Genomic DNA, 21800 nt, shown 5'->3' on the forward strand with positions numbered 1-21800 from the left:
ACCCCCCGTTCTAATGTAATTTTTTAGATTTTTCAATATTTTTCAGTAATAAGAATCGGTATAAGGAAATGTTTATGAATAGAGCAAAAGCACTAATTCTTCTCCCCTTACGGAAAATTGGATTTCTAGCAATAGCAAAGGCATGGCCTTCTAAAAAGCGATGAATCTGAGAATAGGCTTCAAATTGTTTATACCGATCATCTAGTAACATCTTATCCAGAATAAAAAAGTAGGCATAGGCCAATCTGAAAAAAGCAACCTCTTTCAAGTCAGGATAGTTTTTCACAACTTCATTGTAAAACCTTTGGTAAATATCAATATAGGCTAAATCCTTCTCTGCATAAGGTTTAGTCGTAATACTATCTCCTCTATGGAAATAGTAATAATAGGGTTTGGTATTAACAACGTACCTCTTGGCCAACTTGATTAAATCAAAATGGTAATAGGCATCTTCGTAAATCAACCCCTTTGGAAAGGATAGGGCAGTTGCAATCTCTCTCTTGATTAGCTTATTGCAAATCGTTCCAGGTATTTTTTCACCTATGAGGTATTCCTTTAGAAATGTTTGAGAATCACAGACAAAATAGTCATCCTGATTGGCTGACTGTGGGCTTTCATCATTAGCATAGACATTCATGACACCACAGCTCGAAACATCCGCATCTTCTTGAATTAATTGCTCATATAAGCTCTGAATCATTTCTGGATGGATATAATCATCTGAATCAATAAAAATCAGATAATCCCCGTGAGCCTGCTTCATTCCATCGTTTCGTGCTTGCGACAAACCTTCATTCTTTTTATGAAGCACTGACACCCTATCATCTTGTTCAGCGATTGAATCACACAAGCGACCACTTTCATCCGTTGCTCCATCATCAACAAGAATGATTTCCAGATTCTGATAGGTCTGCTTCTGAATGGAAGCTATCGATTTTTCTAGGTACTGCGCCACATTATAGACTGGCACAATGACACTAATTAATGCAGTTTCCATGCTACTCCTCTAATAGTTTTTCTACTTGTTCGATTTGTTTGGCAATTGTGAATTGTTGAATGAATTGACTAGCCTCATTGACATCGAAGTTTGAAGCAGAGGTCATGTAGTCAGTAATTGCCTGAGCTGCCTCTTGATTGCTCTCAATGATTTGTCCAAATTGTCCGTCTTGGGATAATTCCTCAGCCCCTCCAACATCCGTAGAGACAAAAGGAAGTCCTAAACTCAAGGCCTCCACATACACTCCAGGAAAACCTTCTTGTTTAGACATAGACAAAAGAACTTTCATCTGAGATAAATACTGATAAGGATTTTTTTGATAACCAAGGAAATGTACATAGTCTTCAAGCTCATATTCTTTGACGCGTTTTTTCAGTTCCTCTTCCATATCCCCAGCCCCGATAAAATAGAGATGATAGTTTTTTCCCTCTTGATGTAATAATCGTATCACTTCCACCACACGGTCAGAACCCTTATTTTCCTCAATTCGTCCGATAGTACAGATACTTTGAGGCGCAATCTCGATATCGATCTTCTCTTGAGATTTTTCTAGAATACTCTGAAAATCATATCCATTGTAGACCGTCTGTAATTTCGAAGCATAATCTGGATAGACTTCCTTGATAGAATGACTGGTCTTTTTTGAAATTCCTACAATGGTATCCGCAGCATCCAACTGGCGTCTATGTGATTCTCTTTTTGAACTATCCTTAAGAAATTCTTCGATACTTCCATGAATCCAAGAGATCTTCTTGACTTCTCTTCTTTTAGAGAACAAAAGTGGAGGATTCATAATGGTAAAGGAAACTTCAACATCATAGTCATCTTTCACCAGTAAGCGACGTGTCAATCTTGGAAAATAAATTCTCATTCTCCACAAAAAAGCTCGTAACCATCTAGCTTGGCGGTAATCTTGAAGGGATTTTAAAATGCCTACATGCTTGGGAACAGATTCGTATCCCTTGTCAAAGTGCTCCATTTCAAGAATATCAATATCATACTTTTCTGGATCCAGATTTGAAACAATGGTAGATAGAATCTTCTCTGCTCCACCCCCGAGAGAAAAAGACCACATAAAAAATAAGATTTTTTTCTTAGCCACCATATTCTCCCTTGTATTCTGTATAAGACTTATCCATATCAGCGATGACAGCATCATGATGCGGTACCTGCTTATCTGCTGGTGGAGGTGTCATATAATCACCAAAAGCAGTGCTGAGATAGGCATCGTAGCCAACTGGGATGGGCATCTCTGTTCCTTCAAATGGCAAGAAGAGATGATCTTCAAAGGATGCGATTGGGTACTTGTTTCTCATGTAGCCAGGACCGGAGCATAACTCCGTGATTCCATCGCTCTCAGCTAGACTGTACTTGGTCATTTCTTTTTCAGCTTTTTTCCAAATGCGATAACGGAGAGATTTTGGAGTCAAACCGAGTAAAATGCGGCTTCCCCACTTCATAAGTGCGCCATGTTTTTCTGGAATAGTTTGCGCACAAAAAAGAGAATAAATCAAGGCCCAACGAACTTGTTTTTTCCGCTCAGCTGGATTTTTAGGATAATAATCCAAAGGCAAGACATCTAAGGCTAGACCATGTGGCAATTCTAAATCCTGCTGATAAGGTTTGATACAGGTCGTTTCCTTGTCACGAATGGTAATAAAAAGATTGCGGTCGACAAAATCCTTGTTACTCTTCGACAAGAAATAACGCTCATCTGCATAACGAGGCCATAATTCTGCTAATTTCTCATAATCTTTACGAGGCATAAAAAAGTCTAGATCGTCATCCCAAGGAATAAAACCCTTGTTTCGAAGGGCACCAATAGCACCTCCTCCACAGAGATAACAAAGTAAATCATGTTCCTTGCAAAAGGCAACAAAATATTCAGCCATCTCCAGACTACGGGCCTGAATTGCTTTTAAATCAGTCATATTGTTCATTATTCTTTCTATCGTATCGTTCCATTATACCACAAATAGGGGGTGAAAATCTATTGCAGACTGTAAAAAATCAAAGCCTGACTGCTATCCAAATAGCCTTCAAACTTTGATTCTTCTGTCTTATCTTATCTCAAACCCATCTGAGACAATTTATTCTGATATTTGTTTTGATCGACCAGCAAGCCCAAACCTCCATAAACATCATAGGCATCTACCCAGTCACCCAGTTCTGGAATCGTCAATTTTTCAATACCATTTTGAACTCCGTCTAGGAAAGACAAGCCATTTGTTAACAGGAAGGTATAAGGAACATTCGTTGAGGTCATTGCGAATACCTTGCCAAGTGCCTCTGAGCCTGTAAAGAGCTTGGTTGGATCTTTGATTTGCTGAAGAACTGCTGTCAGTACTTGTTGCTGTCTTTTGGTACGACCGTAATCCGCCTCATCATCATCACGGAAACGAGCATAATTGAGCAGGGTCGAGCCATTCATCTGCTGTTTTCCGACTTTGATGGTTTGGGTTGGAGACTCAGTCTCAGTAGCGTGTAAATCATCTCCGACTGTAGCTTCTGTTAGTGGACGCCCATTCAATGTTGAAAATTGAGCATCAATTGTCACCCCATCAGGGAAAAGTGTGTCAATCGCTGTAGCAAAGGCCTGAAAATCGACCAAGGCATAGTACTTAATGTCCAAATCAAAATTATCTTTCAAAACTTGACGAACCATTTCTGCCCCTTTTTGCCCCTCTTGTTCTCCTAACTCATAGGCTACGTTTAACTTGTTATCCGTCTGTTTTCTACCGTTAATGACTTGGCTGTAACCGTCTATATAAACCAAATTGTCACGCATGAAGCTGACCAGCTTAATTTTCTTATCTGAGCCGCCAACATTTAATACCATAATAGAGTCCGTCCGCGTCTCAGAACTATTTTGACCGATTCGCCCATCTGTACCCATGATCAAAATATTAACACCATCTCTGGTATCCTGACCATTAAAAACTTCAACTTGAGCTGCCCTGGCATTGGCAATTTTATCTGGATTAGCATTGGTATAACCTTTTAAGAACATAAAAATCATACCCAATGCTAGACAAGCTAAGATAGCCAGTAATCCTGCAAAAATGCGCCCCCAACGTAGCTTCCGCTTTTTAGTTTTTTTCTTTGGAAGAGAATTGATTTTCTGGTATCTCTCAGAACGACTACGGCTATTATAAGAAGGAATCGAAGTGTTAGCACTTGACTTTCTATAATCCTCGGTCAATTCCTGACTTTCTGAGGGAGCGTCACTACTTGCCCTATTTAATTTGTCTTGCAAGTAAGCAAACTCTTTTTTTTCTCGCTCATTGAGGTAATGAATATTCTTAAAAAGATAGTCATAACGCAACTGCTCGTGATGACTTAAAGGATTTTCTTTACTCATCTTCTCTCCTTTCCATGGTCTGATATTGGATAAATAGGATAGGCACCCAGAACTTTATACTGGATTCCAATCGCTTCTAATTCTTTTTGGGCAAAGTGAACCAAGTACTTATCAGCATAGTCCACATCGATAATGAAAAAGTATTCTCCCAGTGCTGTCTTGAGTGGCCGACTTTCAATTTTTGTCAAGTCAATTCCTCGCCAAGCAAAGGTCGAAAGAGCCTTGTAGAGTGCACCTGGAAGGTTGTCAGGTAAGGTCAAGGCCAAACTCATTTTTTCAGTTTGTGCTTGCAAGGGAATAGCTGCACCTTCAGCTCCCAGAACCCAGAAACGTGTGAAATTGGCTTCCATTTCCTGAATATCCTCAGCAATCAGTTCCAAGCCATATTCTTCGGCAGAACTTCTAGGTGCAATGGCCGCAAAGGGCTGGTCTGGATGTTCAGAAATAAAACGGGCCGCATAAGCTGTACTAGCTGTTACCTCGATTTGGGCCTCTGGATATTGTTCATCGATGAATTTCTTTCCTTGAGCCAAGGCCTGTGGATGTGAAAAAATCTTTTCAATCTTAGTATGTCCTGGAACCACCATCAACTGCTGATGAATAGGCTGAACGATTTCTGCAACTGCTTGAATGCGAGCCTGATGAAAAAGGTAGTCCAAGGTTTCATGAACACTACCCTCGATAGAATTTTCAACTGGCACCACAGAATAGTCCACCAAGCCTTGCTCATAGGCCTTGATGACATCTGTAATATTGGCAAAGGCCTGCAATTCCTCATGAGGAAAAGCTGTCTGCACAACATGGTGTGAAAATGATCCCTTGGGACCTAGATAAGCAATTTTCATCTCAGTTCCTCTATAATTTCCTCTGGACTTAGCTTGGTCACATCCAAAACCCGACTGGCTACCTCCTCATACCAGGCCTGTCTTTCTTGGAAAATAGCTGCTAGTTCTTCCTTGCTATTATTTAGAAAAAGCGGACGCTGATTGTCCTTATCAGCTGCGATACGGTGGTAGAGGGTTTCAAAATCAGCTTTCAGGTAGATGTTATCTGTATTAGTCTTGAGTAAGTCACGATTTCTCTGAGAAATAACCACTCCTCCTCCAGTTGACACGACTTGGTCTGTTTGTAGTAAATCAGCTAGGACTTCTGATTCTACCTGACGAAAGGCTCCTTCTCCCTTTTCCGAGAAAAATTCCGTAATGGACATGCCTAAGCGCTTCTCTATCAGAGCATCCATATCGAGATAATCTGGGTCCAAGCCTCTTGCAATAGTCGATTTGCCAGCCCCCATAAAGCCTAATAACACCTTAGCCATGAATCAAGCTCTCCAAATCATCAAAGAAGCTAGGATAGCTGGTATTGATGGCTTCAGCACGATCAAGATCCACCTCTCCATCTGCAACCAAGAGGGCCGCAATAGCCGTCATCATGCCGATACGATGGTCTCCAAAAGTATTGACTCTAGCACCGTGAAGGGCGGATTTTCCTTTGATAATCATTCCATCTGCTGTAGGGGTGATATCCGCACCCATGCTATTTAAAGCGTCTGCCACAACCTGAATACGGTCTGTTTCCTTGACCTTTAGCTCCTCAGCATCCTTGATAACTGTTACACCTTGGGCTTGAGTCGCAAGCAGGGCAATAATGGGCAATTCATCAATCAAACGTGGAATCAAAGCGCCACCAATCTCTGTTCCTTTCAAGTCAGAAGACTCAACAGTCAAAGTAGCAGATTTAGCGACTGGATCGATTTCAGTTATTTCCAATTTTCCACCCATGGCACGAATGACATCGATAATACCGGTGCGCGTTTCGTTGATCCCCACATTCTGCAGCACTACATGAGAATTTGGAACAATCAAACCTGCGACTAACCAAAAGGCTGCACTGGAAATATCTCCTGGCACGACAACCTTTTGTCCAGTCAGTTTTTGTGGTCCTTGGACTGTGATTTTCTTACCATCCACACTTAAATGGCCACCAAATTGTTGCAACATATCTTCAGTATGATTACGGGTGCACTCTTTCTCGATAATAACAGACTCCCCCTGAGCCTGCAAGGCCGCAAACATCAAGGCTGACTTGACTTGGGCAGAGGCAATTGGCAACTCATATTGAATAGGTCTTAGGTTTTTCGTTCCTTTTAAATGAAGGGGAGGCAAGTCTCGCTCAGTTTGCCCTGAAATGTTAACACCCATTTTTTTCAATGGAAGGGTCACACGATCCATAGGGCGTTTGGAAAGACTATCATCTCCAAACATTTCTACTTCGAAGTCGGCCCCAGCAAGGACACCTGAAATCAGACGAATCGAGGTGCCAGAATTTCCCATATCAAGGGCATTTTGCGGCGCTTTTAAGCCGTCCATACCGACACCTTGAATGGTAATAACCCCATCTTTGTCCTCAATTTCAACACCAAGGTCACGAAAAACCTGCATGGTCGAAAGAACGTCTTCACCTCGCAGAATATCATAAACCTTGGTCTCACCCTCAGCCAAACTTCCAAAGATAATGGAACGGTGGCTGATAGACTTGTCACCTGGAACGCGGATACTGCCATGTAAGTGGCGAATGTTTGTTTTTAGTTTCATACTGGACCTCATACTTGCAATACTTTTACTTATTTTATCATAAAAAGCCAGAAATTCCTCAAAAATTCCTGACTTTAGGGTTGTTATTTTCTTATTTTAGCAATTCTGAAACTGGTTCAAAAACAATTTTTTCAATGTCAGAAAGGTAAATTGCCAATTGTTGTTGCTTGGTAAAGAATTCTGATAAGAGGCTATTTCCCTGAATCTGCTTGCCAAAGCCTTCCATTTTCGATTGGAAGGAAGCATCTGGCATTTGCCCTGTCTGTGCTAGTTTTTGAATTTCCTCTTGGAAGGCAACATATTCTGTAAAGATTTTACTTGCCTCAGCATCTGCTGCAATCGCATCTTTAGCTGCTTTGACAGCCTTGTATTCTGGCAATTCGCGTAGACCGCGACTGAGTTCGTTTGCACTATCGTAAATATTTGACATGATTTTCTCCTTATTTATTTCTTTTAAAATTAATAGTCACTCTGTGGTCTTTATTATTGTGCAATCACTTTTATATGACCTCTTGAATGTCCATTGCTTAATTCCTTATCTGGTATATACTCTATCTTCAAAGTTCCTAAATTAGAACCTGTTTTTATTTCATTTGGCATAAGATTATCAAAATAGTTATTTATCTCATCATCAGATAAGGATGATGAGATCGATTTAACAATATCATGAAATACTTCTTTCATTCCTGCAACACCAGATTCACTATTTTCATTTGTCTGATTTATTGTTACATTGATTTTATCAGTATCATTTGCATGTGTAATATCCGTAGCTTAATGCGAAATATTTTATTTTTATATTTCCTTTTTTGATATTTTCTCATGGACTATTAGAATTTTGATTATAGCTATTGATAAACCCATTAATAATTCTATCGTCTACATACTTTGAATTGGTTTTCTCTTAACTTATTTCCTTGTTGGATCGTTCATTTTTTGTCTCAACACTTTCTTCTGAAGTAGTTTTCACATCTTTTTTAACAGCGTAAGCTCTAAGTAAGATAAAAGAAATAAAGATAATACCAAATATGAATCTAGGCTCTATTTTAGGCATATTTTTCTCCTTATTTGACAACGACTGTGTAGTCGGTATTTTCTGTTATGAGGTGCTCGGCTCGTTCCAAGTCTTGAGCATTTTTAAATGAAATTTGTAGGATTCCGTGAATATCCTCACGATTTTCCTCATTGATGTGAATATTAACCAAGGAAGTTCCACGTAGCAATTCCAAAATCCTCAGGATGACATCTTCTTCATCGGGAACATCGACATAAAGGTCATAAGAGCTATCCACACCGCCACGCTTATGGATTTCCATGGCCTGACGTTGCTCACGCGCTTGATTGAAAAAATTCCAGATTTGCTCCTCATCCCCCTTGCTGATAGCTTGACCAACCTCATCCAACCGTTCCTTGAAATCCTCAATGCGGTCTAGAATAGTCTCACGATTGGACAAGAGAATGGAGGTCCACATACCTGGTTCGCTTTCCGCAATTCGGGTCATATCTCGAAAACCACCGGCCGCAAAGCGCCTTGCCATCTCATGTTCTTGAGCATAGACCGCGGTCTGCTCCATGAGACTAGAAGCCAGAATATGAGGAAAATGGCTAATCTGAGAAGTGACTCGATCGTGCTCCTTGGCATCAATCTCGATAAAACGGGCATGAAGACCTGAAAGCAAGTCCCTCATTTCCTCAAGCGTGTCCTGACCTGTCAGACTCGAAGGGGTAAAGATATAATAGGCATTTTCAAAAAGATTGACATCCGCAGAAGCAGCCCCTGTCTTGTGACTACCAGCCATGGGATGAGCCCCAACAAAGCGAACAGACTTGCCAGCCAAATAGTTCTCCGCCGCATCCACAATGGCTGACTTGGTCGAACCAGCATCTGAAATAATGACACCTTCTTTCAAGCCCAAGTTGGCCAACTCCTTAATAAAGGAAATGGTTTGCTTTATTGGCAAGCTGAGAATGATGATATCTGCCAAAGGAGCAAAACTAGCAAAATCATCTGTTGCACGGTCAATCATGCCTTCTTTCAAGGCGATATCTCTCGAAGCTTGACTGCGATTATAACCTAAAATTTCATAATCTGGATGATCACGTTTGATACCAAGTGCCATAGAGGCACCAATCAAACCAAGACCCGCGATATAGATTGTTTTTGCCATAGGAACTCCTTAATAGTTCTTTGTATAGTCTCGGTGCTTGGCAACTGCTTCTTTTAATTCCTCAAGATTATCTGATGAGAATTTTTCAAGGATTTCTTGTGCCAGAACCGTTGCTACAACAGCTTCCATGACCACTCCTGCAGCTGGAAGAGCGGTCGGATCACTTCTTTCCACAGTTGCCTTGTAAGGCTCATGGGTTTCGATATCCACACTCATAAGTGGTTTATAAAGAGTAGGAATAGGTTTCATGACTCCACGAACAACGATGGGTTGCCCATTGGTCATACCACCTTCAAAGCCCCCTAGATTGTTGGTACGGCGAGTATAGCCGTCTTCTTTAGACCAGAGGATTTCGTCCATAACTTGGCTGCCTTTGCGGTAACCAGCTTCAAATCCGAGACCAAATTCCACTCCTTTAAAGGCATTGATAGAGACAACTGCTTGGGCCAATCGCGCATCCAATTTTCTGTCCCATTGGACATAGGAACCAAGGCCGACTGGAACCCCTCCGACGACTGTCTCCACAACTCCACCGATGGTATCACCGTCACGTTTGATTTGGTCAATATAGTCCTTGATTTCCTGTTCTCGTTCTTGGTTGACAATAGAAACTTCAGACTGGGCAGCTCGTTGCTTGATTTCAGCGACTGTCAGATTTTCAGGTACATCGATTTCCTTGCCACCAAAGACCACGACATGGTTGGCAATTTCCATATCCAGCTCAGCCAAGAGGCGTTTGGCTACTGCGCCAACTGCCACCCGCATGGTGGTTTCACGAGCTGATGAACGCTCCAAGGAATTACGCAAATCGTCAAAACGGTACTTGATACCCCCAACCAAGTCGGCATGACCTGGACGAGGATGGGTGATTTTTCGTTTGCTTTTAAGGCGGTCTTCAATGTCCTCCGGAGACATGATATCCAGCCATTTTTGATGGTCCTTATTGATGACATCCATAGTAATAGGAGCCCCTGTCGTCTTCCCGTGACGAACGCCTGAAGTAAAGACAACCTGGTCACTCTCAATCTTCATACGGCCACCACGACCGTAGCCACCCTGACGACGTTTAAGGTCCTCATTGATACTCTCTGCTGTCAAAGGAAGTCCAGCTGGAATTCCTTCAATGATAGCCGTCAGACGGGGACCGTGTGATTCTCCTGCAGTTAAATATCTCATACACTCTCCTTATTTTACCAAGTAGTCTTTCATCTCTTCCAGAGAAACTGGGTGGATGGTTGCAGAACCAAGCTCTGGCACCAAGACCAATTTCAAGGTATTGCCACGCGCCTTCTTATCATGAGTCAAAGCCTGATAAAGCTTGTCAACATCCCAGTTTTCATAATCAACAGGCAAGCCAAATTTCTGACACATTTCTGTGATGGACTGGGTAATGCCAGCTGGCATGAGGCCTTTTTCCTCAGCAACCTTGGAAATCTGTACCATACCCATGGCCACAGCCTCACCATGCATAACCTTGCCATAACCGGCAGTTGCTTCAATGGCATGGCCAATAGTATGGCCAAAATTGAGGTAAAGGCGAACACCATTGTCCAACTCATCCTCAACCACCATCTTGCGCTTGACCTGACAAGAATGTTCAATCAAGGTCTCTGCATGTTCCAGAATGCTCTCAACAGAACCATCCAGCTCCGTCAAAAGAGTCCATAGTTCTGGATCCTCAATCAAGCCATACTTGATAACTTCACCCATCCCTTCAATCAACTCTCTTTTTCCAAGTGTTTCAAGGACAAGCGGATCAATCAAAACCCCGTCTGGCTGGGCAAAGGTACCCACCATATTTTTAGCAAATGGAGTATTGACGCCCGTCTTTCCACCGATTGAAGAATCCACCTGGGCAGTCAAACTAGTCGGAATCTGAACAAAGTGAATGCCCCGCATATAGGTAGAGGCTACAAAACCAGCCAAGTCCCCAACGACACCGCCACCAAGAGCCACGATTCCATCGCTACGAGTCAGACCTTGCTTGACTAAAAATTCATAGACTTTCTGGACAGTGGTTAAATTCTTTCTTTCTTCCCCTTCTAAAAAGTCAAAAACTGCTACCTGAAAACCAGCATCTTCTAGGCTGAGCTTGACCTTCTCTGCATAAAGAGAAGCTACATGGTTGTCTGTCACAATGACTACCTTTTGTGGTTGCCAGAGTTCTCGCAACCATTGACCAGCCTGAGCCAGACAACCTTTTTCAATCTGAATATCATAAGGATGATGAGGAATATCGATTCTGATTTTCATAGGAGAATCTCCTTTTCTTTATTGGTATTTTTCTGTTAAAGACTGCCAAATTTCTTCTGTCGGCATTTCCTTGCCTGTCCACAGTTGAAAAGCTTCTGCAGCTTGATAGAGCAACATTCCCAGACCATTGACGGCTGAATTACCCTGACTTCTGGCCCATTTCAAAAATGGTGTTTCAAAGGGTTGGTAAATGATATCTGCCACCAAGATGGTTTCTGGCAAATTGATGCTTTCAGGAACTGGGGATGATTGACCATCCATGCCCACACTAGTGGCATTGACCAGTAAATCCGATTCGGCAATCCTTTCTTGCAGTTCAGAAACATCTTCTAAAGCATACAAGTCCGCTTTAAAGCCTGTTTGCTCCTGTAACTTGTCTAGATAAGGTCTTGTTTTTTCCATGGAAACTGAACGAACAAAGACCGAAATCTGACTGACGCCGTCCAAAATAGCTTGCGCCAAAATGGACTTAGCCGCACCACCTGCACCCAGCAGGGTCATCTTCTTACCTGTAATTGTAAAAGAAGGCAAGCTCTTAAAAAATCCCTTGCCATCTGTATTATATCCAATTAAATTACCATTATCATTGACAACCGTATTGACCGCACCAATCAAGCGCGCTTCGTCGCTCAATTCATCCAAATAAGGAATCACTTGCTCCTTATAGGGCATGGACAGGTTGATACCAAACATCTGGTAGCGACGAATATTAGCCACTGTTTCTGCCAAGTCACTCGCTTCAATCTCCCAAGCTACATAAGCACCATTGGTAGCTGTCGCCTCAAAGGCCCTATTGTGGATAAAGGGCGAAATAGAATGCTTAATAGGATTGGCAACAACGGCAGCTAAACGTGTATAGCCATCAAGCTTCATCCAAAATCTCCCTGATTTTTTTCATGCTAGCTAGAGAAATCTGGCCAGGAGCACTAGCTTCATCCAGACTGGCAAAAGACCAACTCGAACCCGTCACATCCGCAGTGATACGAGAGACCTTGCCCACCTTACCCATAGAAATGGTCACATATTCCTGTTCAGGATTGAGGGTTTTAAAGCCTCGTGTATAGTTCATCAAGTCTAGCACATCCTGCTCCGTATGAGCCATCACCGCAACCTTGACAAGTTTTGGATTTAGGCTCGTCAACTCTGACAAGATTTCCATCATATTTTCAGGTGTTTCTTGGAAATTGTGGTAACTCAAAACGAGATTTGGGAAGTCCAACATTTCCTCAAAAACATCCTTGTAGCTATAGTACTCAAAATCAATATAGTCTGGTTGATAGAGTTGCGCCACTTCCTTGATTAGATGGATATATTCTTCTGGAGAAAGGTCGATTTCTCCCCCTTCAGAGCGAGTTCGCAGGGTGAAAACCAACTCACGACCTGCAAATTTTTCAAAAATAGCTGGAGCTACCTGCAAAATCGCTTCTTTAGGCAGATAGTCGGCACGCCATTCAATAATATCAGCATCTTGATACCTTGTGGCATCCAGAGCCTGAGCCTCCTCTAAACTTCTTGGCATTACTGAAACGATTAATTTCATTTACTAACCTTCATACTAATCACCTTGAGGTAATTACTACTTTCATCTTTTTTATTATAGGCGAAATCTGCTGGAAGACCGTATTTGTTTAAAATCTGGTAACTTCTTCCTGCAAAGCCTTTATCAATCTGTTCTGTAAATTTCTGGCGAGATACATTGGCAGCATTGGTACTGGCAATAATAATACCGCCCGGATTTAAAATCTCAAGGCTCTGGGAAATCAACTTATGATAATCCTTGGCCACAGAGAACGTTTGTTTTTTGTTCCGAGCAAAGCTAGGCGGATCTAGGACAATCACATCATAGGTCAAGTCTTTTCGTTTGGCATACTTGAAATACTCAAAAACATCCATGACTATAAAACGATGCTCGTCTGTACTGATTCCATTTGCATGAAAATGCGCTTGAGACAATTCTCGTGAACGTTTGGCTAGGTCGACCGAAGTAGTCTGGCTTGCTCCTCCCATGGCCGCAGCTACTGAAAATGCTGCTGTGTAAGAAAACATATTGAGCAAGGATTTGCCCATAGCCAAACCATCAACTAGACTACCACGAACCTCGTGCTGGTCTAGGAAAATTCCTGTCATCAAGCCATCATTCATAAATACTTGATACAGAACCCCATTTTCCAGAACAGTGAAAAAGTCAGGTGCTTCTTGACCATAAACATGAGCAGATTCATAGTCTAGACCCTTAAAGCGGATTTTCTCATAGGCCCCTAAGACCTCAGGAAAAACCTGTCTAAAGGCTTCTGAGATGGTCTGACGAATCTGATAAACATAAGAGTTATACCAAGAAAAGACAGCATAGTCGCCATAAAGGTCCACTGTCAGACCGCCAAAGCCATCTCCCTCTTGGTTGAAGAGACGAAAGGCAGTTGTCAAATCATCTTGATAGTAGGCGCTTCTCTTTTCTTTAGCTTGTCTAAACAGCGTTTCAAAGAAAGCTTGATTGAAAGCCACCTTGTCCTTACTAACAAACCAGCCCAAGCCCTTGTTTTGCTGAGAAAGGTAGGCAGTACCAAGAAAGGTTCCTTCCTGACTCTGCACTTCTACTTCCTGATCCTTAAGATTGACATTCTCAAGATCACTGGCTTCTAGTAAAACCAGCCCCTTAGCGAGCTTCTTTTCAACCCTTTTGCTAACTCTTATTCTATTCATAACTACCATTATATCAAACTTTTAGCCAATTCTCAAAAAAGAAACTACCCTTGCTTTTTTACTCTTCTTTTAAAAAATGGTATACTAATACTAATAAAAAATTAGGAAGTAAATGTGTGAGAATTAATTTTAACAAAATCCAAAAAGCCATGGGTACCAGACTGGGTTTTGTCCTAACCCTTTTAATCCTCTATTGGCTCAAAACCTTATTAGCCTATACCGTTGACTTTAATTTAGATATTCAAGTAGGTAAGTTGCAGGGAAATTACCTTGCCTTTATCGCCTTTTTCAACCCCTTTCCTCTAGGACTACTCCTGCTGGCTCTAGCCCTCTATGCTCGCTCAACCAAGATCTTTTATGGTCTGAGTATAGCTATTTATAGCCTTTTATTCATTTGGCTCTATTCCAATGTCTTTTACTATCGAGAATTTAGTGACTTTATCACGGCTAATACCATGAAGGTGGTCAGCAAGGTGTCTGTCGGCACTGCGGAACTAGAGTTACTGCGTCCTTGGGATTTCATCTATTTTATGGATTTCCCATTGCTGGCTTTCCTTTTCTATAAAAAATTCATCCAGCTGGATAGGAGACCTTTCAAATTCCGCTCCAGTGTTGCTATCACTGCTCTCTCAGCCCTGCTCTTTTCAGCTAATCTTTTCTTGGCTGAAATTGAGCGTCCCGATCTCCTATCACGAGGATTTTCTAATTATTATGTTGTTCGTGCCCTTAGTTTGCCAGCATTTTTAGGCTATAGTGCCAACCAATCCTATAGCGCCAACAAAGAACGTGCTAAGGCCTCTGAGACCGACCTTCAACCTATTACAGATTATATTCAAGAACATTCGGCTAAGCCTAATCCAGACTATTTCGGCTTAGCCAAAGGGAAAAATGTGATTTATCTCCACTTGGAGAGTTTCCAACAGTTCCTGCTTGACTATAAACTCAACATAGATGGAACTGAGCATGAAGTCACTCCCTTCCTCAACTCCCTCTACCATTCGCAATCAACCCTAGCCTTTTCGAATATCTTTAACCAAGTCAAGGCTGGTAAGACCTCAGATGCGGAAACCATGCTGGAGACTGGTTTGTTTGGACTTGACCAAGGTTCCTTTATGGTCAATTACGGTGGTACCAATACCCAGCAGGCTGCTCCTTTTATCCTATCAAAAAACGGCTATCAATCGAGTGCCGTCTTTCACGGCAATATCGGGACGTTCTGGAACCGAAATACGACCTACAAACAATGGGGCTACCAATACTTCTTTGATGCTTCCTACTTCACCAAGCAAGACAGTAGCAATTCTTTCCAATATGGTTTAAATGATAAAATCATGATGAAAGATTCTATCCAATATCTGGAGCATATACAGCAGCCTTTTTATGCCAAGTATATCACGGTGTCCAATCACTATCCCTATGCTAGCAATCTGACAGGCGATGAGCTTGGTTTCCCCTTGGCCAAGACCAAAGATGAAACAATCAACGGCTACTTCCAAACAGCTAACTATCTGGATAGTGCTATCAAGGCCTTCTTTGACTATCTCAAAGAAAGTGGCCTCTATGAAAAATCCATCATCGTCATCTACGGAGACCATTATGGCATTTCCAATTCCCGCAATCCTGACCTGGCACCTTTAATTGGCAAGACTTCTGAGAACTGGTCGAATTACGACAATGCCATGTTGCAACGAGTGCCTTTTATGGTAGTCATGCCTGGCTATGAAAAGGGGCAAATCATCAATACCTACGGTGGACAAATCGATATCTTACCGACTCTCGAACACCTCCTTGGTATTGAGTCCAATTCCTTCCTTCAAGTCGGCCAAGACCTCCTATCACCAGACCATCAAGAAATCGTTGCCTTTCGGACTGCTAATTCCTTCGTCACACCCAAATATACCAGCTACGACGGACGAACCTACTATACTGAGAGCGGTCTTGAAATCAGCAATCTTGATGAACAAGCTCAGACTGAACTAGAAATCGTTCGGCAGGCAGCCAGCCAACAGCTAAAAATCAGCGACCAGATTCAAACTGGCGATTTGATCCGTTTCTACCAAGCAGATCATCTTGGAAAAGTTGATACAGAAAGTATTTCTTATCTCAATTCTTTACCAATTCTTCAAAAGATTGAGCAGGAAAAAGGTAGTCAATCAACCAGTCTCTTTAGCCAACGACAAGGTAAGACCAGTACTGACCTGTTCAAAGCTCCAAGTTACCAAGAACTCCATCCAGAGTCTGCAGAAACTGAATCAAAATCACAATAAAAATGCTCTTCCGTCTTGGAGGAGCATTTCTTTTTATCAATGAAAATCAAAGAGCAAACTAAGAAAATAGCCTCAGTTTAACTTTGAGATTGTAGGTAGAGAGGTTGTATCAGCAATATATGTCTGTCAAGTTTAGTGACGTAGATAGTAGAATAAAGATGAGAAGGCATAGAGAGAAGATAAATCACCTTAAGCAGGTATCTGGAAAATTTGATTTTATAGAGAAGCCTTTTGTTACAAACTCAATATACTATCAATAAATAATATTATAGAAGCAACAATAATTATAATTTCACCTGTCTGCATAATCCTATTTCGAAATCTAAATATATGTTCTATCAAAAATACTTGGATCACACACATTATAGGAATTAACGTTTTTGAAATTGAAAAATATCCAAATAAATAAACTATAAACAACAATAATAGAACTATATTATATTTCTTATTCAAAACGTTCCTCCCTATATATTTTTGATTACCAATCTTAATATCTTATAACTACATTATAACAAACTAGGAAAGCCTTGTTAACAAATATTGCCATTCTTTTAAATTTTTTGTGATTCGAATGTGATAAGCTACTTAAATATTGATTATAGATGATTTTTCGTTTATACTTAGTGGTGAACACAAAGTGATACTTACAATGCCGCTTTGTGTGCGATAAACTATGAGCCTTTTGTGCCATATTTTTCTCCTTTCGCTTTACAATTGGCTTGAACACCTTTATTGTATCGCGTTTGGAGTTTTTTTGGTATAACCTTCGACGCACACCCGCATAGCGGGTGTTTTTTTGTCTCGCACCTAACGGAGCGAGACGGACTGAAAGTCACATAATTAAAAAAGTTGGAGCTCAGTACTCCAACAATTACTATTAAAATGTTTGGCGTTTTGCTTTACGCTCTGCACGACCGCGAGCACGATTTTCGGTACGCTTGGTCTTACGGCGTTTTTCATCAACCGCCCATTGAATTTTCTTCTTATAGCCCGGTTTGACTTTTTTCTTTTTCTTTTTAACCAAACCAATCATTTCGATATCGAGCTTATCTTGTTTTTTCTCACGGTTAGCACGACGATCACGGTCATAAGTATCTTGAAATTCCCCGTCTTTGACCATCTTAGGAGTAAACTTGATTCCCAATTTCTCCAACTCACGGATATCCGAGTCATCACTTGGCTGGTAAAGGGTAATAGCTGTACCTGGTAGGCCGTTTCGTCCAGTTCGACCAACACGGTGCACAAAGAAAGATAAGTCTTGCGGAATGGCATCATTGATGACATGACTGACACCTTCAATGTCAATCCCACGCGCTGCCAAGTCTGTTGCGACAATGTACTCAAAATCCAGATTTTTCACCTGATTCATGATTCGCTTACGTTCACGAGGAGCAATATCTCCATGAATCTTCGCTACCTTCAATCCTTGAGCAGTCAGATATGAATGCAATTCATCAGCACGCGTTTTAGTGTTAACAAAAATCATTGCCAAATAAGGCTGCATCAACTGAGTCAACTGATAAATTTGAGAATTCTTGTCACGTCCCTTAGTAGAAATCAACCAATTATCAATGGTATCAGAAATGATCGGTTTGGTCTTGATTTTCTCCATGACAGGATTTGATAAATATTTTTTCAAGAATGGTTGCAACTTTTGTGGAATAGTCGCTGAGAAGACCATGAATTGCAGGTCTTTTGGAAGGCTGCCAGCAATCTTATCAACAGTTTCCAAGAATCCCATATCCAAGGTCATGTCTGCCTCATCGACAACAAAGGTCTTGGCCTTGTGAATAGCCAAATCACCAGATTTAACCAAGTCGTAGATACGGCCTGGTGTTCCAATAACAATATGAGGCTGGTTACTTGCCAATTTCTCAATCTGGCGAGCCTTATCTGTCCCCCCCACATAATTAACCACACGAACTTCCACTTCCGAGTGGGCTGCAATCTGACGAGCTGCTTGGTAAATTTGAGTAGCTAATTCACGGCTCGGTGCAGTAATCACTGCTTGTACACTATCGCTAGCTTCATCTAATTGCTGGAAAATTGGTAACAAGAAAGTATGTGTCTTACCTGAACCTGTTTTTGATTCTCCAACCAAATCTCGGCCTGCCAAGACAATGGGAATCAACTTATCTTGTACCTCTGTTGGAGTTGTAAATTTCAACTCCTCCAAGGCTTCTCTAATATAGTTTTTAAATTGAAATTTCGTAAATGACATAATATCCTCGATTCTATCTATCTTATCAATTATACCACATTTTATTCCATTTCAGTAGTCTCACTCATATAGCTTACTTTAAGTAGCTTTTCTAGTCAGAAAAAGGCTGGAATTTCATGATTCCAACCTCTTTTCAATCTTTATTTCCAGTTTAACATAGCATTCAAGCCATAGTGATCACTCACTTGTGGACTCTTGTCACCATCAAATACGACATGTAAATTTTCCACTGCTAACTCTTCGGTAGTAAAGACATAATCGATTCGAAGGGGCTCAGTGTTACCTTTCCAGCCATCAATTTCTGGTGGAACGGTATAGCTACCGCTTTTCTCTTGAGCAACTTCAAAAGCATCTTGTAAGCCTAATGGACTAGCTAAAATAGCTTGGTAGCCTTCCTGACCGGCTGGATTGTTGAAATCTCCAGCTAACAAAAGTGGTTTGTTCAGTTCTTTCAAGACAGCTTCAAATCGTGCCCATTCTTCTTGGAACCCTTTATCCCACCAAGAAAGATGGACACTTGCAACTGCAAGCTCCTTACCATCGACTACAGTTTCAGCCAAGGCAACGCGACGAGTATGATAGTCTGTTGGATCATCCACATCTGAAACCAAAATTTCTCTAGCTTCAATAGGTGTTTTAGACAAGATAGCTACACCTTCATGGTAGCGGTCATAACCGATATGGTTATAGGCCCAAGTCCAGTAATAAACTTTCCCTTGATCAGACAACTTTTCAACCAAGAGTCTAACATAGTGGTCTTGATGAATAGGCTCAGCTGCTGGCAAAGCTTGATAAAAGTCATTAACCTCCACCTCTGGCGAAGTGATTTCCTGATTGATTTCTTGGAAACAAATCAAATCATAGTCCTTTTCCAGAATATCCTGAAGCAAAATCTGGAATTTTTCCTCAGCTTCTTTTTCCATCCAACTGTGAGTATTGAGTGTTAAAAATTTCATTCTTTTCTCCCAAAATAAGAGGTTGGAATACAGCTTCCAACCTCATATATTACAATTCTACTTTAGCAACTGCTGTTTTAGCTGCAAGAGAACCTGTTTTTTCTAATTTAACTGATTTAATTGCATCACCATTTGTGAAGACAACTACTGTTGAAGTTTCACGTCCTGCTGCACGGATAGCATCCAAGTCAGCTGTGACAAGGAGATCTCCTGCTGCAACTTTTTGTCCTTCAGCAACATGAACTGTAAATGGTTTACCTTCAAGACTTACTGTGTCCAAACCAATGTGAACTAATACTTCAAGACCTGCTGCAGTCACAATACCAAGAGCATGTTTTGTTGGGAAGATGCTTGATACAGTACCTGAAACTGGAGATACAATGTTTCCATTTGCTGGTTCTACTGCAAATCCATCACCCATCATTTTTTGAGCAAATACTGGATCTTTTACTTGTTCCAAAGCAACAACTTGACCGTCTGCTACTGAGTAAACTTCCTCAGTAAGACCTTTGAAGTGAACAGCGTTTTGTTGCGCTTCTGTCATTTGGCTTGGAAGAGTTTCAGGAATGATTTCACCTGAATCAAGGATATCTTGGATATCAGATTTCAATACGTCAGCTTTTGGTCCGTAGATAGCTTGAACCCCTTGTCCTTTCATGACAAGACCCATAGCTCCTTCTGCTTTCCATTGCTCTGCATTTCCTACTTTATCTGCATCTTTAACAGTTACACGAAGACGAGTCATACATGCGTCAACATCAACGATGTTTGCACGTCCACCAAGAAGGTTAATAATGTTTACAGCTTGAGAACCAGCTGCAACTTTCACTTCACTGCTAGCTTCTTCTGAACCTTCAGCAGTTTCGTAGTTTCCGTTACGCCCTGGAGTTGCGTAGTTGAATTTTTGAATCATGAAGTTTGCAATAAAGTACATGATTACGGCAAAGAGAACAGTTACCCAAACGAAGTTAACGATATCCATACCGATACCAGCACTAATTGCAATAGGTGTACGAGTCAAGAACTCGATTGAACCGAATGAGTGCATACGTAGGTTTACAACGTCAGCCATAGCGAAGGCAGCACCTTGAACAAGTGAGTAAACAAGATACATAGGTGTTGCGATGAACATGAACATGTATTCGATTGGTTCAGTAACCCCTGTCAAGAATGTTGCAAGAGCTGTCGCAATCATCATACCTTTGTATTTGTGTTTTTTGTCAGCATCAACATTACGGTAGATAGCCACAATCACACCCATCAAGATACCGAATGAACCGATCATTTGTCCAACTTTGAAACGAGCTGGATGTACTGTATCTAACAAGTGTTGGTATTGAGTTGCATCAGTACCTTTAAGGTTTACAAGGTCTGTTACCCATGCAAGCCATAGTGGGTCTTGACCAAATACTTGAGTGCCTTTAGCTGCACCAGTTAAGACTTCATAAGTACCACCAAGAGCTGTGTAGTTCATTGGGATAGTCAACATGTGGTGAAGACCAAATGGCAAGAGCAAACGTTCCAATGTACCATACAAGAATGGTGCAAGGATTGGAGCAGTTTCTTGTGAGTTGGCAATCCAGATACCAAAGCTATTGATACCTGTTTGAACTACTGGCCAGAAAGCAGCAAGTACAATTGCAGCAATTACTGAACGAAGAATAACTACAAACGGTACAAAACGTTTTCCGTTAAAGAATGAAAGTGCATCAGGAAGCTTACGGAAGTTGTAGTATTTGTTGTAAGCAGTTGCCCCAATAAAACCAGAAATAATCCCTACGAATACACCCATGTTCAAGGCTGGAGCTTCAAGAACACTGATAAAGTAATCAGCAACTTTGATTGAACCACCAAAGAGTGTAGTTACCATAGCATCTGGATTTTTCAACATATCGCCTGATACACCAAAGATTGTACCAGTGATACGGTTAATCAAGATGAAGGCAAGACCTGCCGCAAACGCACCACCAGCGCGTTCCTTAGCCCAGCTTCCTCCAATAGCGAGGGCGAACAAGATATGAAGGTTAACGATAACTCCCCAACCGATTTGCTCTAGTACACCACCAGTAATAACGAGTGGTGCAAAGGTTGGGTTAATCATCACGATAGACTTACCGATTGAAATCATCAAACCAGCAGCCGGCATAACCGCGATAACCACCATCAAAGCCTTACCGAATTTTTGCCAAAATTCGAAAGACAAGACATTTTTGAATGTATCTTTCATCATTCAAATCTCCTTTATTTTTATTTAGGCAAACGTTTTACGAAAACGTTTGCACC

General features: G+C 41.3%; 21 protein-coding genes and 1 pseudogene. 1 reads left to right on the forward strand and 21 read right to left on the reverse strand.

Annotation, left to right across the window (positions count from 1 at the left end):
* Positions 1 to 10: 10 nt before the first annotated feature.
* The 16 genes from N8L33_RS01045 to N8L33_RS01120 form a co-directional block, all read right to left on the reverse strand.
* On the reverse strand, positions 11 to 997 hold the full coding sequence (locus N8L33_RS01045) for a glycosyltransferase family 2 protein (RefSeq protein WP_261058059.1): 987 nt from the start codon (positions 995 to 997) through the stop codon (positions 11 to 13).
* A gap of 1 nt (position 998) precedes the next feature.
* Positions 999 to 2102, reverse strand: coding sequence for a glycosyltransferase (locus N8L33_RS01050; protein ID WP_261058060.1), 1104 nt, complete (start codon positions 2100 to 2102; stop codon positions 999 to 1001).
* The gene (locus N8L33_RS01055; protein ID WP_261058061.1) at positions 2092 to 2937 is read right to left on the reverse strand and encodes a LicD family protein; all 846 of its coding nucleotides are present in this window, start codon (positions 2935 to 2937) and stop codon (positions 2092 to 2094) included. The genes N8L33_RS01050 and N8L33_RS01055 overlap by 11 nt, the downstream gene beginning before the upstream one ends.
* A gap of 125 nt (positions 2938 to 3062) precedes the next feature.
* Positions 3063 to 4358 (reverse strand): LCP family protein, encoded by a 1296-nt coding sequence (locus N8L33_RS01060; RefSeq protein WP_261058062.1) that lies wholly within the window; start codon positions 4356 to 4358, stop codon positions 3063 to 3065.
* Positions 4355 to 5203, reverse strand: coding sequence for a prephenate dehydratase (pheA, locus tag N8L33_RS01065; protein WP_261058063.1), 849 nt, complete (start codon positions 5201 to 5203; stop codon positions 4355 to 4357). The genes N8L33_RS01060 and pheA overlap by 4 nt, the downstream gene beginning before the upstream one ends.
* Positions 5200 to 5676: a shikimate kinase gene (locus N8L33_RS01070; protein WP_173262682.1), complete on the reverse strand. Its 477-nt coding sequence runs from the start codon at positions 5674 to 5676 to the stop codon at positions 5200 to 5202. The genes pheA and N8L33_RS01070 overlap by 4 nt, the downstream gene beginning before the upstream one ends.
* The gene (gene aroA / locus N8L33_RS01075) at positions 5669 to 6952 is read right to left on the reverse strand and encodes a 3-phosphoshikimate 1-carboxyvinyltransferase (protein ID WP_261058064.1); all 1284 of its coding nucleotides are present in this window, start codon (positions 6950 to 6952) and stop codon (positions 5669 to 5671) included. The genes N8L33_RS01070 and aroA overlap by 8 nt, the downstream gene beginning before the upstream one ends.
* A gap of 91 nt (positions 6953 to 7043) precedes the next feature.
* Positions 7044 to 7382, reverse strand: a complete 339-nt coding sequence (locus N8L33_RS01080; RefSeq protein ID WP_000065968.1) for a YlbF/YmcA family competence regulator — start codon at positions 7380 to 7382, stop codon at positions 7044 to 7046.
* A 53-nt stretch (positions 7383 to 7435) separates the two neighbouring features.
* On the reverse strand, positions 7436 to 7636 hold the full coding sequence (locus tag N8L33_RS01085; RefSeq protein WP_261058065.1) for a hypothetical protein: 201 nt from the start codon (positions 7634 to 7636) through the stop codon (positions 7436 to 7438).
* Positions 7637 to 7856: 220 nt separating this feature from the next.
* The gene (locus N8L33_RS01090) at positions 7857 to 8006 is read right to left on the reverse strand and encodes a hypothetical protein (RefSeq protein WP_261058066.1); all 150 of its coding nucleotides are present in this window, start codon (positions 8004 to 8006) and stop codon (positions 7857 to 7859) included.
* Between the two features lie 10 nt (positions 8007 to 8016).
* On the reverse strand, positions 8017 to 9120 hold the full coding sequence (locus tag N8L33_RS01095; RefSeq protein WP_261058067.1) for a prephenate dehydrogenase: 1104 nt from the start codon (positions 9118 to 9120) through the stop codon (positions 8017 to 8019).
* A 9-nt stretch (positions 9121 to 9129) separates the two neighbouring features.
* Positions 9130 to 10296 carry a chorismate synthase gene (gene aroC, locus N8L33_RS01100; RefSeq protein WP_261058068.1) on the reverse strand — a complete coding sequence of 389 codons (1167 nt, stop codon included), beginning with the start codon at positions 10294 to 10296 and terminating at the stop codon, positions 9130 to 9132.
* Positions 10297 to 10305: 9 nt separating this feature from the next.
* Entirely contained in the window at positions 10306 to 11373 is a 1068-nt protein-coding gene (gene aroB, locus N8L33_RS01105; protein WP_247952838.1) for a 3-dehydroquinate synthase, read from the reverse strand.
* An 18-nt stretch (positions 11374 to 11391) separates the two neighbouring features.
* Positions 11392 to 12246 (reverse strand): shikimate dehydrogenase, encoded by an 855-nt coding sequence (locus N8L33_RS01110; protein ID WP_261058069.1) that lies wholly within the window; start codon positions 12244 to 12246, stop codon positions 11392 to 11394.
* Entirely contained in the window at positions 12236 to 12913 is a 678-nt protein-coding gene (gene aroD / locus N8L33_RS01115) for a type I 3-dehydroquinate dehydratase (RefSeq protein WP_000767770.1), read from the reverse strand. The genes N8L33_RS01110 and aroD overlap by 11 nt, the downstream gene beginning before the upstream one ends.
* Positions 12910 to 14073, reverse strand: a complete 1164-nt coding sequence (locus tag N8L33_RS01120) for a class I SAM-dependent rRNA methyltransferase (protein WP_261058070.1) — start codon at positions 14071 to 14073, stop codon at positions 12910 to 12912. The genes aroD and N8L33_RS01120 overlap by 4 nt, the downstream gene beginning before the upstream one ends.
* 149 nt (positions 14074 to 14222) lie before the next feature.
* Here N8L33_RS01120 and N8L33_RS01125 point away from each other — a divergent pair, with 149 nt between their 5' ends.
* On the forward strand, positions 14223 to 16340 hold the full coding sequence (locus tag N8L33_RS01125; protein ID WP_261058104.1) for an LTA synthase family protein: 2118 nt from the start codon (positions 14223 to 14225) through the stop codon (positions 16338 to 16340).
* A 234-nt stretch (positions 16341 to 16574) separates the two neighbouring features.
* On the opposite strand, the gene N8L33_RS10150 is transcribed toward N8L33_RS01125, so the two are convergent.
* The 5 genes and pseudogenes from N8L33_RS10150 to N8L33_RS01145 all read right to left on the reverse strand — a co-directional run bounded on the left by N8L33_RS10150 (position 16575) and on the right by N8L33_RS01145 (position 21747).
* The gene (locus N8L33_RS10150) at positions 16575 to 16793 is read right to left on the reverse strand and encodes a hypothetical protein (RefSeq protein ID WP_314725975.1); all 219 of its coding nucleotides are present in this window, start codon (positions 16791 to 16793) and stop codon (positions 16575 to 16577) included.
* A 124-nt stretch (positions 16794 to 16917) separates the two neighbouring features.
* Positions 16918 to 17031: pseudogene (locus N8L33_RS01130) on the reverse strand (IS200/IS605 family transposase); the annotation flags it as partial.
* Positions 17032 to 17217: 186 nt separating this feature from the next.
* Positions 17218 to 18561: a DEAD/DEAH box helicase gene (locus N8L33_RS01135; RefSeq protein WP_261058071.1), complete on the reverse strand. Its 1344-nt coding sequence runs from the start codon at positions 18559 to 18561 to the stop codon at positions 17218 to 17220.
* 140 nt (positions 18562 to 18701) lie between these two features.
* A complete protein-coding gene (locus tag N8L33_RS01140) occupies positions 18702 to 19517 on the reverse strand; it encodes an endonuclease/exonuclease/phosphatase family protein (RefSeq protein ID WP_261058072.1) in 816 nt (271 codons plus the stop codon).
* A gap of 49 nt (positions 19518 to 19566) precedes the next feature.
* Positions 19567 to 21747 carry a PTS transporter subunit IIBC gene (locus N8L33_RS01145; protein WP_261058073.1) on the reverse strand — a complete coding sequence of 727 codons (2181 nt, stop codon included), beginning with the start codon at positions 21745 to 21747 and terminating at the stop codon, positions 19567 to 19569.
* Positions 21748 to 21800: the final 53 nt, after the last annotated feature.

Source organism: Streptococcus mitis, from assembly GCF_946188695.1.
GTDB lineage: Bacteria > Bacillota > Bacilli > Lactobacillales > Streptococcaceae > Streptococcus > Streptococcus mitis_DF.

Coding starts and splice junctions, on each gene's coding strand:
- aroC (WP_261058068.1), bottom strand. CDS start 10,296: ATGAGATATTTAACTGCAGGAGAATCACACGGTCCCCGTCTGACGGCT.
- pheA (WP_261058063.1), bottom strand. CDS start 5,203: ATGAAAATTGCTTATCTAGGTCCCAAGGGATCATTTTCACACCATGTT.
- aroD (WP_000767770.1), bottom strand. CDS start 12,913: ATGAAATTAATCGTTTCAGTAATGCCAAGAAGTTTAGAGGAGGCTCAG.
- N8L33_RS01095 (WP_261058067.1), bottom strand. CDS start 9,120: ATGGCAAAAACAATCTATATCGCGGGTCTTGGTTTGATTGGTGCCTCT.
- aroA (WP_261058064.1), bottom strand. CDS start 6,952: ATGAAACTAAAAACAAACATTCGCCACTTACATGGCAGTATCCGCGTT.
- N8L33_RS01055 (WP_261058061.1), bottom strand. CDS start 2,937: ATGAACAATATGACTGATTTAAAAGCAATTCAGGCCCGTAGTCTGGAG.
- N8L33_RS01080 (WP_000065968.1), bottom strand. CDS start 7,382: ATGTCAAATATTTACGATAGTGCAAACGAACTCAGTCGCGGTCTACGC.
- N8L33_RS01145 (WP_261058073.1), bottom strand. CDS start 21,747: ATGATGAAAGATACATTCAAAAATGTCTTGTCTTTCGAATTTTGGCAA.
- N8L33_RS01125 (WP_261058104.1), top strand. CDS start 14,223: ATGGGTACCAGACTGGGTTTTGTCCTAACCCTTTTAATCCTCTATTGG.
- aroB (WP_247952838.1), bottom strand. CDS start 11,373: ATGAAAATCAGAATCGATATTCCTCATCATCCTTATGATATTCAGATT.
- N8L33_RS01050 (WP_261058060.1), bottom strand. CDS start 2,102: ATGGTGGCTAAGAAAAAAATCTTATTTTTTATGTGGTCTTTTTCTCTC.
- N8L33_RS01060 (WP_261058062.1), bottom strand. CDS start 4,358: ATGAGTAAAGAAAATCCTTTAAGTCATCACGAGCAGTTGCGTTATGAC.
- N8L33_RS01045 (WP_261058059.1), bottom strand. CDS start 997: ATGGAAACTGCATTAATTAGTGTCATTGTGCCAGTCTATAATGTGGCG.
- N8L33_RS01135 (WP_261058071.1), bottom strand. CDS start 18,561: ATGTCATTTACGAAATTTCAATTTAAAAACTATATTAGAGAAGCCTTG.
- N8L33_RS01120 (WP_261058070.1), bottom strand. CDS start 14,073: ATGAATAGAATAAGAGTTAGCAAAAGGGTTGAAAAGAAGCTCGCTAAG.
- N8L33_RS01085 (WP_261058065.1), bottom strand. CDS start 7,636: ATGAAAGAAGTATTTCATGATATTGTTAAATCGATCTCATCATCCTTA.
- N8L33_RS01090 (WP_261058066.1), bottom strand. CDS start 8,006: ATGCCTAAAATAGAGCCTAGATTCATATTTGGTATTATCTTTATTTCT.
- N8L33_RS01110 (WP_261058069.1), bottom strand. CDS start 12,246: ATGAAGCTTGATGGCTATACACGTTTAGCTGCCGTTGTTGCCAATCCT.
- N8L33_RS01140 (WP_261058072.1), bottom strand. CDS start 19,517: ATGAAATTTTTAACACTCAATACTCACAGTTGGATGGAAAAAGAAGCT.
- N8L33_RS01070 (WP_173262682.1), bottom strand. CDS start 5,676: ATGGCTAAGGTGTTATTAGGCTTTATGGGGGCTGGCAAATCGACTATT.